General features: G+C 71.4%; 10 protein-coding genes and 2 pseudogenes. 7 read left to right on the forward strand and 5 right to left on the reverse strand.

The window, feature by feature from the left end; translation table 11 throughout:
* Window positions 1-28: 28 nt before the first annotated feature.
* Window positions 29-1,033, reverse strand: a complete 1,005-nt coding sequence (locus ABT300_RS32735) for an APC family permease (RefSeq protein ID WP_351683459.1) — start codon at window positions 1,031-1,033, stop codon at window positions 29-31.
* Window positions 1,034-1,215: 182 nt separating this feature from the next.
* Here ABT300_RS32735 and ABT300_RS32740 point away from each other — a divergent pair, with 182 nt between their 5' ends.
* Both ABT300_RS32740 and ABT300_RS32745 read left to right on the forward strand, forming a co-directional pair.
* Window positions 1,216-1,830, forward strand: coding sequence for a TetR/AcrR family transcriptional regulator (locus tag ABT300_RS32740; protein WP_351683461.1), 615 nt, complete (start codon window positions 1,216-1,218; stop codon window positions 1,828-1,830).
* Between the two features lie 49 nt (window positions 1,831-1,879).
* Complete coding sequence (locus ABT300_RS32745; RefSeq protein WP_351683463.1) at window positions 1,880-2,443, forward strand: MBL fold metallo-hydrolase; 564 nt, start codon at window positions 1,880-1,882, stop codon at window positions 2,441-2,443.
* Between the two features lie 134 nt (window positions 2,444-2,577).
* Here the strand turns inward: ABT300_RS32745 and ABT300_RS32750 are convergent, their stop codons facing one another.
* Window positions 2,578-4,782 carry an ABC transporter permease gene (locus ABT300_RS32750; protein ID WP_351683466.1) on the reverse strand — a complete coding sequence of 735 codons (2,205 nt, stop codon included), beginning with the start codon at window positions 4,780-4,782 and terminating at the stop codon, window positions 2,578-2,580.
* Window positions 4,783-4,979: 197 nt separating this feature from the next.
* Here ABT300_RS32750 and ABT300_RS32755 point away from each other — a divergent pair, with 197 nt between their 5' ends.
* Together ABT300_RS32755 and ABT300_RS32760 are read left to right on the forward strand one after the other, a co-directional pair.
* Window positions 4,980-5,453, forward strand: a complete 474-nt coding sequence (locus ABT300_RS32755; RefSeq protein WP_351683468.1) for a MarR family winged helix-turn-helix transcriptional regulator — start codon at window positions 4,980-4,982, stop codon at window positions 5,451-5,453.
* A 265-nt stretch (window positions 5,454-5,718) separates the two neighbouring features.
* Window positions 5,719-6,771: a LacI family DNA-binding transcriptional regulator gene (locus ABT300_RS32760; protein ID WP_351683471.1), complete on the forward strand. Its 1,053-nt coding sequence runs from the start codon at window positions 5,719-5,721 to the stop codon at window positions 6,769-6,771.
* Window positions 6,772-6,905: 134 nt separating this feature from the next.
* Here the strand turns inward: ABT300_RS32760 and ABT300_RS32765 are convergent, their stop codons facing one another.
* Together ABT300_RS32765 and ABT300_RS32770 are read right to left on the reverse strand one after the other, a co-directional pair.
* Window positions 6,906-8,924 (reverse strand): glycoside hydrolase, encoded by a 2,019-nt coding sequence (locus tag ABT300_RS32765; protein WP_351683474.1) that lies wholly within the window; start codon window positions 8,922-8,924, stop codon window positions 6,906-6,908.
* Between the two features lie 54 nt (window positions 8,925-8,978).
* Entirely contained in the window at window positions 8,979-10,613 is a 1,635-nt protein-coding gene (locus ABT300_RS32770) for a glycoside hydrolase family 43 protein (protein WP_502978043.1), read from the reverse strand.
* A gap of 481 nt (window positions 10,614-11,094) precedes the next feature.
* Here ABT300_RS32770 and ABT300_RS32775 point away from each other — a divergent pair, with 481 nt between their 5' ends.
* The 3 genes and pseudogenes from ABT300_RS32775 to ABT300_RS32785 form a co-directional block, all read left to right on the forward strand.
* A complete protein-coding gene (locus tag ABT300_RS32775) occupies window positions 11,095-12,741 on the forward strand; it encodes a glycoside hydrolase family 27 protein (RefSeq protein ID WP_351683479.1) in 1,647 nt (548 codons plus the stop codon).
* Window positions 12,742-12,876: 135 nt separating this feature from the next.
* Window positions 12,877-12,993, forward strand: a pseudogene (locus ABT300_RS32780) (carbohydrate-binding protein); the annotation flags it as partial.
* A 73-nt stretch (window positions 12,994-13,066) separates the two neighbouring features.
* Window positions 13,067-13,210, forward strand: a pseudogene (locus tag ABT300_RS32785) (carbohydrate-binding protein); the annotation flags it as partial.
* A gap of 420 nt (window positions 13,211-13,630) precedes the next feature.
* On the opposite strand, the gene ABT300_RS32790 reads toward ABT300_RS32785, so the two are convergent.
* Entirely contained in the window at window positions 13,631-15,334 is a 1,704-nt protein-coding gene (locus ABT300_RS32790) for a TROVE domain-containing protein (protein ID WP_351683482.1), read from the reverse strand.
* Window positions 15,335-15,577: the final 243 nt, after the last annotated feature.

The following is a 15,577-nucleotide window of genomic DNA, read 5'->3' on the forward strand; positions in this document are numbered from 1 at the left end:
GTCCCGCGGCGGGGCCTCGCGCACTCCGTCACACGCAGTCCACGTCGGTGGCGGCGAGCCCGGCGTAGACGTCGGGCCGGTTGCGGCGGATCCGCAGGGCGAGGAGCACCCCGGTCGCGAAGACGAGTGGGGTGAGCGCGATCAGCGTCCAGTTGACGAGCGGTGCGGCGCCGGTGAAGAGACTGAGACGTGTGCAGACCAGCCCGGTGATCGCGGCGAGGAGGAGCGCGGCGGCCACCGGTGCGACGGCCGTGCGCAGCCGTCCCACCCTGTGGGCGCCGGGGCCGCGGCGGAAGAAGGCGGCCACGGCGCAGGCCGCGAGGGTCTGCAGCGCGAGGATGCCGACGACGCCGGGGGTGTTCACCCACAGCAGGAACTCGTTGTACGGGTGCACGCCGATCGCGGCGAACACGGCCGTGACGGTGACCGCCAGCGCGGTCTGCGCGATGCCGGAGACCCAGGGGGAGCCGTGCCGGGGATGGATGCGGCCGAGGGCCGCGGGGGCGACCCCTTCGGCGGACAGTGCGTAGCCGTACCGGGTGACGGCGTTGTGGAAGGCGAGGAGGGAGGCCAGCAGGCTGCTGACGATCAGCACGCGCTGCAGGTCCGTGGCCCAGCCGCCCACGTAACAGGTCATGGCGGTGAAGAACATCTCGGCCGGGTTCTGCGCCGCGGCTCCGACGGCCCCGGCGTCGCCGAAGGCCTGGACGATGACCCAGACGACGAACGTGTAGAACAGGCCGAGGAACCCGACGGCCAGGTAGGTGGCACGGGGCACGGTGCGGTCGGGGTCACGGGCCTCCTCGCGGTAGAGGGCGGTGGCCTCAAACCCGATGAAGGCGGCCACGGCGAGTCCCAGCGATGCGCTCATCTGCGAGGTCAGGACATGGGAGGGGGCGAAAGAGGCAAGGCTCAGGCCATTCGCGCCGCCCTCGAGGAGGATCGCGCCGGCGAGCAGCGCCAGGACGGCGGTCTCCGCGATCAGCAGGGCGCCGAGCACCTTGGCGCCGACGTGGACCGACCGAGAGGCCATCGTCGCACGACGGGACGGTGGGGGACGGCCCTGTCCAGCCATCGATTCGGTTTCGGCTGCGACGATGCAGGCCGCGTGCGGACGCCCGGGAGGCGTTTTACTGAAAGCCATTCGGTAAACTCCGGACGGCGACACGCGGGTGGCGACGCCGCCGCCCGGGAGCCCCAGGAAGAGGAGCCCACGTGCCGAGGCCGCGCACCCCGTTGCTGGACCGCCGGCGCATCGGCGCGGGCGCACTGAGAGTCGCCGACGAGCAGGGCGCCCTCAGCATTCCCGCCCTGGCCCGCGAACTCGGAGTCGCTCCGTCCGCGCTGTACCACCATGTGTCCGGTCGCGAGGAGATCGTCGCGCTCATGAGAGAGGAGCTGACCCGGGAGGCCGGACCCGACGACTGGGATCCGTCACAGCCCTGGGAGCCGTCCCTGGAGGCCTGGGCCCGCTCCTATCGCGCCGCCTTCGCGGCCCACCCCGGGGCGGTCCCCCTGCTCGCGACTGCCCCGCTGGCCGAACCCTTCATGCACGCGAAGTACGAGAGGGTCGCCGCACTCCTGCTGGCCGCCGGCTTCGCAGCAGGCCAGGTCATGCCCCTGATCAACGCGCTGGAGAACTTCATCCTCGGCTCGGCCCTCGACCTCGTCGCGCCGCCGGTGATGGTCTCCGACGTGGCCCGCGAGACGGCGCCGCACCTCAGCGCCGTACTCGACGGCACCCCCGCCGACCACCGCCGGGCCGAGCTCGCCTTCGACACCGGTCTGCGCGCGCTGCTCACCGGCTTCCGGGCGCTGCTTCCCCGGTGAGCGCAACGTCCGGCGGCCCGCGCCGCACCCGTCCCCCGAGGAGTCCTTCATGACCGCCGCATTCCACGTCCTGACCACCGGCTACGCCGACGAGCGGGTGGCCGGCACCGTCACCCTGCTCGTCGACGGCGAGACCGTCGCGATCGTCGATCCCGGCATGGTCGCCGACCGTCGGCTCATCCTGGACCCGCTCGCGCCCCACGGGCTGAGCCCGCAGGACGTCACCGACGTGATCTTCAGCCACCACCACCCGGACCACACGCTGAACGCGGCCCTGTTCCCCGAAGCCCGCTTCCACGATCACATGGCGATCTACCGCGACGACGTCTGGGAGGACCGCGACGCCGACGGATACCGGCTGTCGCCGTCGATCACGCTCATGACGACCCCCGGCCACACCGCGGAGGACGTCAGCACCCTGGTCACGGCCGCCGAGGGCCTGGTGGTCCTGACCCATCTGTGGTGGACCGCCGAGGGACCCGCCGACGACCCCTTCGCGCCCGATCGCGAGCAGCTGCGGGCGGCCAGGGAGAAGGTCCTGGCCCTCGGCCCGGCGTTGATCGTGCCGGGCCACGGGGCGCCCTTCGCCCCGTCCGCGTCGACCCCCGTCTGACCCGGCCCGCCGCGGGCGTCGGTGCGGATGCCGACGCCCGCAGCGGTGCGCCCCGCCGGGCGGTGACCCGACCGGGGCGCGGTGAGCGGCGGCCCCGCTCCCGCAGGCGCGTCCCTGCGGAGCACGGGGGCCGGTCAATAGCGGGCGCGCGCCACCCGCTTCCGTCCACGGCGGGAGGGCTCGGCGGTGTCGTCGGCGCCGATCGGGTCCAGGGCGGCTCGCCCGGTCCCCCCTCCGGTTCCGGCGCCCGAGTCGCCGTCCGCCGCCGCGCCGGCCTTGAGGTCACGGCGGGCCAGCCACCGGTCGATGCCCACGTTGAGCAGCAGGCACACCGCGCCCCAGCCGACGATCGTCGCCAGGTGGCCCCCGATTCCGGCGCCGTCGAAGTAGATCGCGGCGCGGACCACGTCGACCGCGGCGGGCAGCGGCAGGACGTCGTTCAGGTCGCGGAAGAAGTCGGGGACCATGTAGAGGGAGATGGCTCCGCCGGAGGCCGGGACCCCCATCATCAGGGCGATCACCAGCACCGGGATGACGCCGGCGACGCCGAGCGTGCGGGTGAACACCGCGGTGAACATCGAGGTGCTGAAGATCGTCAGCGCTCCGAAGCCGACCATCGCCCAGCCGTGGCCGTTGATCGCGCCGATCAGCACGTCGAACAGCACCCAGAGCCATACGGCCATGCCCACCGCCCAGCCGGCCGTCATCGGCAGGAGCTGACGCAGCCGCTTGATCTCCGGTGCGCCGCCGCGCAGCGCCGCCATGATCACGAAGCCGGACATGATCCACGACATGGCCGCGTACATGCTGTTGCTGCCGTTGGAGTCGGAGGCGTCGAGCGGTTGGACGTCGGTCATTGCCAGCGGCGTCTTCTGGCTCTGGGCGATCTGCTGGAACATCCCCCGCAGTGCGTTGTGCTGTCCGGCTCCCGCCGCCGAGGAGGTGTAGAGCTTCGCCTCGCCGCCCTCGGCGGTGGGCAGCACGTACGCGCCGACGACGTCGCGCTCGCGGATCTGGTCGGTCGCCTCGGCGAGGGAGGTGGCGGTGGTCAGGGAGACCAGGTCGCCGAGGCCCTTCTGCAGACCCTTGGTCGCCTGCGCGGCCTGTTCCTGTGACGCGCCGACGACCACGACGGGCATGTCGCGGATCTGCGGCTGGTGCAGGGAGGCGCTCATCATGCCGACGACGACGGTGAGGATGGCCAGCGGGAAGGCGGCCACCGCGAAGTACCGCAGCCGCTTGGAGCGCACCGGGCCGCCGGACATCGCGGGCCGCGGCGCGTCCGGGTCGCCGGACTCCGGGGCGTTCGCCGGAGCGGCCCCTTTGCGCCGCTCCGTCAGGAGGGCGAGCGCGAGGGCGGCGACCATCCAGACGGCGAGTGTCAGCAGGTGATCGCCCACTCCCCGGCCGTCGAAGTAGAGGACCGACCGAAGCGCCTCACCAGCGGCCGGCAACGGCAGCACATCGTGCAGGAAGCCGAAGAAGGCGGGCATCGAGTGGATCGGCGTGGCGAGGTTCGACGAGGGCACGCCGAAGACGACCCACAGCAGCATGCCGGGCAGCAGCGCCAGTCCGCCCAGGAACCTGGCGAACAGCAGCTGGCCGATGCCGACGGCCCCCGTCGCCAGCAGGCCGATCCCGACGAACGCCGGGTAGTGACCGTCGACCGCTCCGACGATCGGCCCCAGGATCAGCCAGGTCACGGTGCTGGTCACCACCGCCCAGCCGGCCAGCAACGGCAGGAATCTGCGCAGGGCGAGCAGATGGGGCGCGGCCGTCATCAGTCCGCTGAGCGGCACGTACCCGACCATGATCATGCCGATCGCGGCGAGCAGCACGGCGATGCCCGCGCTGTCGCCGGAGGGCAGCGGCGCGACGTCCTGCGTCCTGGTCGTCCAGTCGTGGCCCGCCGCCACCGGGGCGAGGAGCTGCTTGACCGTGCTCGCCTGCGAGGCGCCGGCTCCCTGAGCGGTGTAGACGGTCGCCTCGCTGCCGCCGTCCGCGGGGATCACCAGAACACCGGCGACGTCCCGGTCCTTCAGCAGGTCGAGCGCCGTCCCGAGGTCGGCTGCCGGCCGGGGATCGGCGGCGCCGTCCTGGACGGACTTCAGCTCGTCGACGACGGACTCGGCCACGGCGCCCGAGCCGACCACGGCGACCGGCATGTCCTGGGTCTTCGGTGAGTGCATCGTCCCCATGTAGGTCGCGTACATCATCGTGACCATGAGGAAGGGGATGAGGAAGAGGAAGGCCCGCTTGACGATCTCCCGCTTCCGGTCCGCCTCGGGCGAATCCGGCTCACGCCCGCTCACCTCGGCGACGGCGGTCGGTGTTTCCATGACGTGCTCCTGGTGGGAATGAGGCGGCGCACCGCCCGATGGGTGTGCATAGTGCACACCGATAGCACCATACGTTTGAATTGCATGATGCACAAGCGTGGCATAGTGCTACCCGTGCGTATGATGCACACAGGGAGTCGTGTCCGATGGGCAGGCGTGCGCGCTTGCTCCGGTCACGGAATGCGAAGGAGGCGCCGGTGGACGCACAGCAGGCACAGCGGATGGAGCGGGAGCTGCTCATCCTGATGCGGCACATGACCATGGCCGGCCCCCGGGGACCCGGCAAGCACGCCGGGCTCGACCGCAGCGCCTATGTCCTGCTCAGCCGTCTGGAGGCCCAGGGCCCCATGTCGATTCCCGACCTCGTCGAGGCGTTCGGACTCGCGTCCTCCACTCTCAACCGCCAGACGACCGCCCTCCTCAGGAACGGCCTCGTCGAGCGCACGGTCGACCCCAGCGGCAGCGCCGTGCACAAGTTCCGCGTCACGGAGGAAGGGATCAGCCGCCTCACGGCCGAGCGGGACCGGACGGCGTCAGGACTGATGGAGACCCTCGGCGACTGGACGGCCGAGCGCCTGGAACGCTTCATCGACGACCTGGAGACGTTCAACACCGACATCGAGCGGATGACCGGACGTCCGTGGCCCCGCATCGGCCGCGCGACGCACTGAGCCGTTCCGTCCCCGGTCCGTCGTCCGGTCCTTCGTCCGTTCCGTCCCTCGATCCGTCCCTCGACGGTGGGGCTCCCGCGTCGCGTGAGCGACCCGGCGGACCGGGCGTCGCCGGGCGGACGGCACTCCGGGAGCACCCCTAGGATGCCGTCGAAGACATCCGGCATCCGATCACCCCTCGGCCCGGCGGCCGTCCGGCCGCCGTCGCCCGGCGGGCCGAGTGACCAGTTCTTCACCACGAGCGGTCACGGCGGTAGGGGTGCCCATGGAGAGCTCACGCGTCTGGCGGCGTCCGACCCTCGACGCCGTGGCCGCCCGGGCCGGCGTGTCCACCGCCACGGTGTCGAACGCGCTCAACGGCACCGGACGGCTCTCCGAGGCCACCCGGCAGCGCGTGCTGGCCACGGCACGCGAACTCGGCTACGCCCCGGCGAGCACGGCCCGTGCCCTGGCCCGCGGCAGCACCGGCGTGCTCGGCCTGACCATGACCACCTACGGTGACCTGCCCGTTTCGTACACCGAGATCCCGTACTACGCCGCCCTGACGCTGAGCGCCATGGCGGCTGCGCACGAGCGCGGCTATCTGCTCCTGACGATGCCCAGCTCGATGTCACCGTGGATGTGGCTCAACACGCCGATGGACGGCGTCATCCACGTCGAACCGCGCGCCGACGACCCGGTGGCCGCCATCCTGCGGGAACGGGGCATACCGATGGTCAGCGAGGGACGGCCGCCGCAGCCGCACCCGTGCGACGCGTGGGTGGACGCCGACCACGAGAGCGGCCTGCGCCTCCTGCTCGACCACCTGGTGGAGTCCGGGGCCCGGCGGATCGGACTGTCCCTGCCCGTCCACGACGACGCGTACCCGCAGCAGGTCGTGCACGCCTACCGGTGCTGGAGCGAGGAACACCGCATGCCCGCCCTGGTGGAGGAGTACACCGTGCTGCCCGACTACTTCACGGCCGAACAGCGGGCGGTCGGCCGGCTGCTCGACCGCGATCCGCGACCCGACGCCGTCGTCGGCGTGTACTCCGACTCCGGCCACAACATTCTCGCCGCCGCTCGCCGCCACGGTCTGCGGGTGCCGCGGGACCTGCTGGTGGCGTGCGTCAGCGAGGATCCGGAGTACGCGAGCACGGCGCCGCCCGTCACCACCCTCGGTCTGCGACCGGACCTCGTGGGCACCGAAGCGGTCGACCTCCTGATCTCCGTCATCAACTCCCGCCGCGGGGTGAACCGGCGTCGGCTCGTGCAACCGGTGCTGCTGCCTCGCCGGTCCACCCGGCGCGAGGCCGGCCGGGCGAGCGCCGCACCGTGACCGCGGTGACCCGCGGGGCGCCCTCGGGCCCCGCGGCGCAGGACGGTCCCTCGGATCCGCGTCGGGGGAAGTGTCCGTCGGGCGGGGTCGAGTCAGGGGCGCCTCCGCTGGAGACGCCCCCCGGGTGCGGTCGGTCAGCAGCTCGAGTCGGTCTGGGTCAGGAGGCCCAGCCGCCACGGCAGGCTGTTGTAGTCGCCGCTCGCGTTGGGGTTGAGGCCCTGGTACAGGTACTGCAGACGGCAGCTCGGGATCGTCAGCGTCTGGTCGTACCCGGCGCGGATCATCTCACCGTGGCTGATGTCCCGGGTCCACGCGCCGGACGGGAAGGACACCTTGTTGGCCCGGGCGAACGGATTGTTCTCGGACGCGGCGAGCGGCGTCCACGAGCCGGCGAGGCTGTTCGACGTCCAGGAGCGGAAGTACCGCCTGCCGTCCCCTCCGATCGCCTCGACGATCAGCAGGTACTGGTTGGCGCCCTGCACCTTGTAGACGTTGCTCGCCTCGAACAGGTTGTTCCTGCTGTCCTGCGCGGCGATGACCGTGTTGGTGAACCCGTTCGGGAACTGGCCGACGGTCGTCTGCGAGCGGTACAGGTGCCCGTTGTCGTCGGACGAGAACAGGTAGCAGTTGGCGTTGTCGCAGATCACCCACATGTCGACCCAGAAGCCGTTGCCGATGTTGCGCCTGATGATGTCCGGCATCGACGCGTAGAAGTTGCGCGGCGCGCTCCACCCGTTGGGGTTGTTGATGTCGGGGTTGGTGGAGTACGACGCGTTGCCGGTCTGGTAGACGAGGTACCACAGGCGCTGCTGCGTGTTGTAGAAGACCTGCGGCGCGGCCCGGTACCCGGCGCCGATGGCCGTGCGGTCCAGGTAGTGGTGGGTGGCCGAACCGGCCTGCGACCAGTCGGAGAAGCTCAGGTACACGAGGTTGTACCCGGCGGCCCGCGCGGTGCTCGCGAACACGTGGTACTTGCCGTTGTAGTAGACGACCGTCGGGTCCTTGATGCCCGCGATGTTGTGGGTCGAGTCCGGTTTCGGCGCGATCAGGGGGCCGCTGGAGCTCCACGAGAAGCTGGAGGGCAGGGCGGCGGCGGACCGGGGCGCGCTCGCCGTGCGGGCGGCGGGCGTGCCGCCCATCGCGCTCAGCGCCGACCGGTAGGCGGCCTTCTTGTTGCCGCTGCGGTCGAACAGCAGCGGGTTCTCGCCGGAGCGCCAGGAGTCGCTGTCGCGGATGCCCCAGACGGTGATGCCCTTGCAGCGCGCCACGTTCAGACAGGCGCGCACCGTGTTGGCGTAGGCGCCTGCCGGCGCCTGCGCGATGTCCAGTTCGGTGATCTGCACGTCCACGCCGAGCGCGGCGAAGTTCGACAGCGTCGTCTGGAAGGCGCCGGGAGGCCCGCCGGCGCCGAAGTGGGACTGGAGGCCGACGCAGTCGATGGGCACGCCGCGCGCCTTGAAGTCGCGGACCATGCGGTAGACGCCCTGCGTCTTCGCGGAGTTCCAGTCCTCGATGCTGTAGTCGTTGTAGCAGAGCTTGGCCGCCGGGTCCGCCGACCGGGCGGTGCGGAACGCCTGCTCGATGAAGCTGTCGCCCAGGAGGTTCTGGAACACCGAGGGGCGGTGCCGGCCGCTGCCGTCGTCGGCGAAGGCCTCGTTGACCACGTCCCAGGCGTAGACGCGGCCCTTGTAGTGGTTGGCGACGGTGGTGATGTGGTTGTTCATCACGCTGCGCAGCGTGTTGGCGTCCCGGATGGAGTTGACCCAGTCGGGCAGTTGGCTGTGCCAGACCAGCGTGTGGCCGCGCAGACGCTGGCCCTTCGAGGCCGCGCGGTTGGCGATCTGGTCGCCGGGGCCGAAGTTGAACGAGCCGCGGGACCGCTCGACGGTGTCCCACTTCATCTCGTTCTCGGGTGTGACCTGGTTGAACTCTCGGTCCAGGATCGAGGTGTACGCGCCGTCGCCGAGCCGTCCGGCGGCCACCGCGGCGCCGAAGTACCGTCCCGACTGGGCCGCTTGAGCGCCGAGCGTGGAGGCCCGGACGGCGTCGGGCGGGGCGGCGGCGGTCGCGGCCACCGGCGTGACCAGAGCGGTCACGGCCAGCAGGGATGACACCGTGGCTCGGCGGCGGCCGAGCCGTTTGAGCGGGTTCATGCGTCTCCTCGTACGGTTGGCGGGGGGTTGGGTGGTGCGGTCGGTGGGAGCCCGTCAGGGCGTGGACAGCTCGAACCGCAGGACGCGGATCGCGCCGCCGAGCGCCTGGGTGGCGTGGTTGAAGAGCGCGAACCGGTAGCCCATGAAGAACCGCCAGTCGTTGCCCAGCGAGAAGGCGGGGCCGAGGCGGACGAAGGAGCCGCCGTCGGCGCTGTAGGAGAAGGTCGCGGAGCGTGCGGCGCCGGGCCGGACGTCCGCCGTCGCGCGCAGCCGGACCCGGCTGCCGGACACGCGCGCGCTCGCGACCTCGACGCCGGTGCCGGTGGTGTTCCAGTTGCCGTCCATGGTGAGCCCGTTGACCATCGCGAGCCGTGTCACGCCGCCGTCGCGCTTGAGGCCGATCCACGCGGAGGAGTCGCGCAGCAGGGCCAGTCCGGCCCGGTCGCCGTCGCGCATCGCCGAGAAGTCGATCTCGGCCGTCGCGGTGGAGGTGGGGCCCTGGATGCGGTGGGTGAGCGTGTTGCGGGCCGCGTACAGGTCGCCGGTGACGGTGGCCGTCCGCAGGGTCAGGCCGCCGTTCACCGACCATTTGGAGTTGTCCGGATTGTGGTTCCACTCCCACCTCGGCTTGAGGTTCGTGCCGTCGAAGGCGTCCACGCCGGTCATCGGGGTGACCTGACGGGGCGGCGGGGGCACGTCCGGGCGGGGATACGAGGCGCCCCACGCGCCGTTGACGAGCTGGACCACCGGCCAGCCGTCCGCGGTCCAGACGACCGGCGCCAGGGCGGGCATCCGGCCGCCGGGGTAGGCGTCGACGAAGGCCAGGTAGTACCAGGCGCCGCCGCTCGTCTGCACCAGCCCGCCCTGGTGCGGGACGCCGCCTCCGGCGATGGGTCCGCGCAGGTCGAGCAGGACCTGCCGCATCGTGTAGGGGCCGAAGGGGCCGCTCGACGACCTGAGGATGTACTGGCCGTTCGCGGGGCGGGTCAGGAAGATGTAGTACTGCCCGTTGATCTTGTAGAAGCGGGAGCCCTCCAGGGTGCCGACGCTCGACGGCGTGGTGAACACCTGCTGCGTACGGATCTGGGTGCGGCCGTCCGCGGACAGCTGCGCCACGTTGACGGTGGAGTTCCCGTAGGCCACGTACAGGGTGTCGTCAGTGTCGACGAGCAACCCCGCGTCGTAGTACGGGGTGTTGATCGTCGTCAGCCGGTTCCACGGACCCTCGGCGGCGGTGGCGGTGTAGACGTATGTGCGCGCGAAGTCGATCTGACCGAGCCAGTAGAAGGTCCTGTTGCTCGGCCGGTAGGCCAGGGACGACGCCCAGATCCCTCTGACATAGCCGCGGCCGCCGTTGAGGTCGTACTTGGGGCCGAAGTCGAGCACGGGCACCGAGTGGCCGGCGATCTCCCAGTCCACCAGGTCGTACGAGCGCAGCACGGGTGCACCCGGCGAGTAGTGCATGGTCGAGGCCGAGGCGTAGAAGGCGTCACCGACGCGGATGACGTCGATGTCCGCGAAGTCCTGCCAGATCACCGGGTTCGTGAAGGCGGCCGCGGTCGTGAGGCCCGCCCCTCGGGCGGGGGCGGCGCCGAGGATCCCCACCGGAGGCAGCAGGGCGCCGGCGGTCAGTCCGGCGGCGGCCGTCAGTGCGCGGCGGCGGGACCAGGCATGACGAGTGCATGACATATGCATCGGTGGCGTACTCCCTCTGTGGCCCAGCCGTGGGCGGCTGGCGTGTCCGGAGGTGCCGTGCTGGAGCGTGTGGGGCGGCTGCCGATTGTTCGGAATGCCGAACGAGGATCGACGCGGCGAGCATTCAGGATGATAGGAAGCCCCCGGGCGCCGTCAATCCTTCGCGCATGAATCGTTCAGAACTTCGAAACATTCGAAGACATCCATCCCATGTAGTCGGAGGCCTTATGGCCGGAAAGTGGCGTTATTTCGCTTTCCTCCCCATGATGCGGCCGGATAACGTGTTGATGCGGCGGGAGGTGTTGACATGTCTGCCCGCCTCCCTAGTATCCGTGGGGCCCACATTTTCCGAACGGCATGCGAACTTTCGAATCGTTCGCCTCGCTGTCTCATATGTCATGAACCTGACGTTCGCCCTGACATTCACACAGCCGCGCGTCACACGTCGTGACGCCTGCCGGGAAAGGATCCCTCGGTGCCCAGACGATCAGGCGGACGCCTCCTCCGCCTCCTCGCGGCGGCCGCGTTGGCGGTCACCGCTTCCGTGACGGCTTCCGCGCACTCCACCGCCTCGGCCGCCCCCGGCAGCCCCGCACTCACCCCGCCCCTGGGCTGGAACAGCTGGAACAGCTTCGGGTGCGGGATCACCGAGGCGCAGGTCCGCCAGGCCGCCGACGCGATGGCGTCCTCGGGCATGCGGGACGCCGGCTACCGGTACGTGGTGGTCGACGACTGCTGGTTCGACCCGCAGCGCGACGCGGCCAGCAACCTGAGGGCCAGTCCGACCAAGTTCCCGAGCGGGATGAAGGCGCTCGGGGACTACATCCACGGCAAGGGCCTGAAGTTCGGCATCTACCAGGTGCCCGGCGACCGCACCTGCGCCCAGACCAGCGGCGCCTATCCGGGGTCCACGGGCAGCAGGGGGCACGAGGCCCAGGACGCCGCCGTGTTCGCCTCGTGGGGCGTCGACTACCTCAAGTACGACTGGTGCTCCTCCAGCGGCACCCGTGACGAGCAGGTCGCGCGGTTCACGCTCATGCGCAACGCCCTGCGCGCCACCGGGCGGCCCATCGTCTACAGCATCAACCCCAACAGCTTTCACGCCATCACCGGCGCCGACTACAACTGGGGTGAGGTCGCCGACCTGTGGCGGACGACCGAGGACCTGCTCGACATCTGGCAGAACGGGAACGCCAACAGCTACCCGATGGGCGTCGGCAACGTGCTCGACGTCACCGCTCCGCTGGCGGCCCAGTCGGGCCCGGGACACTGGAACGACCCCGACATGCTGGTCGTCGGCCGGCCCGGCCTGTCGCTGACCGAGTCGCGCTCCCACTTCGCCCTGTGGTCGCTGCTGAGCGCCCCGCTCATGGCCGGCAACGACATCCGCACCATGTCGGCCGACGTGAGCGCGATCCTGCGCAATCCCAGGCTGCTGGCGGTGAACCAGGACCCGCTGGGCGCGGGCGGGCGCCGCGTGCGCGACGACGGCAGCACCGAGGTGTTCGCCAAGCCCCTGTCCGACGGCTCCGTCGCGGTGGGCCTGTTCAACCGGGGCGGCGCCGCCGCGACGGTCGGCGCCACGGCGGCCGGGGTCGGCCTCTCGGGAGGGTCCTTCACTCTGACGGACCTGTGGACCGGCGGCACGTCGAACACATCCGGAGCGATCTCGGCGAGCGTCCCCGCGCACGGCGTGGCGGTGTACCGGGTGTCCGGCGGCACTCCGCTCGCCGCCACCACCTCGCGGCTGCGCGGCAGCGGCTCCGGCCGCTGCGTGGACGTCGACAACGGCTCCACCGCGGCCGGGGCCACCGTCCTGCTCTGGGACTGCCACACGGCCGCCAACCAACTGTGGACCACGTGGGCCGGCGGCGAGATCCGCGTCTTCGGCGACAAGTGCCTGGACGCCTACAACCAGGGCACCGCCAACGGCACCCGGGTCGTCACCTGGCCCTGCAACGGCCAGAGCAACCAGAAGTGGACGGTCGGCTCCGACGGGTCGGTCCGCAACGCGCTGTCCGGACTGTGCCTCGACGTCGACCGGGCCGGCACCGCGAACGGCGCCCCGCTGGTCCTGTGGACCTGCGACGGCCGGGCCGGCCAGAAGTGGAGCCGGACATGAGGGAGCCGCGTCCGTCGCCCGGCCGGGGAACGCCGGGGCGCCCCAGGCCGGCACGCTCGACCCGTACGTCCGCCAGGAAGCCGAGACGATCGCCTGGGGGCCGGGATCGAGACCGAGCCGGCCGCCGAAGGCGGAATGAACGTCGGCTGGATCGACAACGGCGACTACATCAAGGTCAAGGGAGTGGGCTTCGGGGCGGGCGCGTCCTCGTTCACCGCACGCGTCGCGTCGGGCAACAGCGGCGGAACCGTCGAACTGCGCCTCGGCTCCGCCAACGGCACGGTCGTCGGCCGGTGCGCCGTGCCGGGCACCGGTCGGCTGGCAGAAGTGGACGACGGTGACCTGCCCGGTCGGCGGAGCCACCGGCGCCCAGGATCTCTGTCTCCGGTTCACCGGCGGCAGCGGCTATCTGCTCAACATGGACTGGTGGCGGTTCGCCTCCGGCGCCGCCGCGACCGCACCGCGGTGACCCGGCCCCTGTCCGTGCACGGCGAGGATCCGACAGAGGAAAGGGGAGTCGTATGGCGACGAAGGCGCAGGAAGGGACGGGGGAGAGGCCCCCGTGGAGGCCGCGGGCGGGCGTGCGGATGTGGGGAGCCGTCATGGCGGCGCTGCTCACCCCCCGGACGGCTACGACCGCAACAGCCCGTACCGTCTGGTCTCCGGGTGATACCAGGCGACCCACACCGGCGACACCGCTCCGCCGAGCTCCTACGCCCTCAACGGCACGACCTGCACCACGACTTCGAACCCGAACGCGCGGAAGTGACCCACCGTCCGTCGGCGCCGGCCCCTCTCCGGGGTCGGCGCCGGTCCTTTGCCGTCGGGTGCGGGCGCCGTGCCTGGACGACCGCTGTCCGACGGCCGGTCGACCAGGTCACCGGCCGCGTCACGTGGGATCGGGCTCGCAAGCGCCGCTCTCCCACGGCCACTGTGCGTCCCGGCGGGCCTCGAGGAGCGGGATCAGCCGGAACGCGGCGTCGCTCAGACCGCCGAAGGTGTGGCGGTGCGGGCCGGACGGGGCATGGGCCGGGGCGTAGCCCGCCAGGTTCCAGGTGTAGACGGGGACGTGGAAGGGGATCGCCCGCAGCGGGTCGGCCCACTGACTCGTCCCGGTCTGTTCGTCGGTCACCACGACCACCCGGTCGTGACGGTCGTAGTTCCGCCTGATCGCCGCGCCCGTGTCGGTGCCGCCGAGGTCGTGGAAGCGGTCCAGGACGCGCAGCACGGACTCACCCGGGGTGAGGGCGATACGACGGCTGCCGGTCCCGAACTCCACCAGGTCGGCCTGCTCGGCCCGCAGCGCCACCGCCGTACCGAACACCGCGGCCGTATCGGCCCGGTTGAGCTGGGTGTGCTCGCTGGGCAGGTCGAACATCGAGCCCGACCGGTCCACCAGCACCAGCGTGCGGCCCGCCAGTTCGGGAACGTTGGCGAGGGAATGCCCGAGTGCCGCCTCCAGAGGCTCCTCCCAGCGGCCTGAGGGCGTGTTGCGGTGCGCGGCCAGGTAGCGGAACGGGAACTGGCGCGAGCGGCGCACCTCGTCCGGGTCGGAGATCCGCGAGGCCACCGCGGCGGCGACCTCGTCGCTCACGCCGGCCTGGTCGAAGTTGCGCAGATTGCGCACCAGGGCCATCGGCCCCATAGAGGGAACCAGGGCCTCCCACACCGCCGCGTCGAGCGGCCCCTGCAGCCAGCCCGCCACCGACTCCCAGGTCATCCCGGCCGCGTTGAGCCGCTCAGCGCCGTCCGGCCCGGTCACCAGGGCGCGCCGGTCCCCGACGGGCACGGTCATCAGCTCCCGGTGTGCGGCGAGCAGCGTCTGCCCGGGCGGGGGCAGGGCGCGGTCGGCGCGGTGGCGGCGGTCGATGGCGTGCCTGAACAGCTCGCCCTGCCAGGGACGTCGGGGGTCCGGGGTGGGGTGGGTGAGTTCGACGACGTCGCCGAAGCGGTAGGCGCGCGAGGAGGTGTCGTACTTGAGGAGCGCGCGTGCGGTGTAGAGACGCCGTAGGGCGTCGGCGATCCCGCGCTTGAGCGGCTGCGGGATCGCCCGCCCGTGCCGGGAGGTCCAGTAGGCCAGCAACTCGCCAGGCTCGTCGGCGCGTTGGAGTACGGCGGCCACGGCCTGCCGTGAGTGACCGACGGCCCCCGCGTCCAGCCTGGCCCGCACGAACTCGGCGGCGCCCACGAGGGAGGCGGTGCGCATGTGGGCCTCGGAGCGCAGCCAGCCCAGCAGACCGAGGGTCCATTCGGGGTCGCTGACGGCGAGGGTGCGCACGAGCTGCTCGTAGCGCTGGTCGCGGGCGACGGCGTCCTCGTAGAAGCTCTGGTGGCCGGCCATGTTGGCCATGGCCAGGAGGAAGAGTTCCGCCTTCGGGGTGCGGGCGTAGCCGGCGCCGCCCTGGTGGGTGACGTGGTGGGACCGGAAGGCGGCCGGGTGCCGCGGGTTTCGCGTGATGGCGGACGGTGTGAACAGCCATCGGCCGTGGGTGGAGAGCGACGACGTCGCTCCGCCTGCGGTCAGGCCCGGTATTTCCGCCTGGATCTCGTTCCTGGCTTCGGACTTGGCCCGCTGACGGTTGAAATGGGGCATGCAGAAGGTCCCTTGGGAGACGTTCCGGAAAAAGAAGGGTGACGCCTTCCGAGATCAGTAGTGGCACCGGGTTGGTGTTGCGCGTCAGATATGAAGTAACCGGGGCACAGCGCATCGGAAGGCGTCGAACACGCACGCTAGCCGGTGCGGTGGGAGGGCGCACGCGAATTAACGAGCACCCGCTGCCCGGCCCGAGCCGACCTCGCCCTTCCCGCCGTGCGAGCGCCGGCCTCGTCGCGTGAC

This window comes from Streptomyces sp. NPDC001027 (genome assembly GCF_040299045.1).
Classification (GTDB): domain Bacteria; phylum Actinomycetota; class Actinomycetes; order Streptomycetales; family Streptomycetaceae; genus Streptomyces.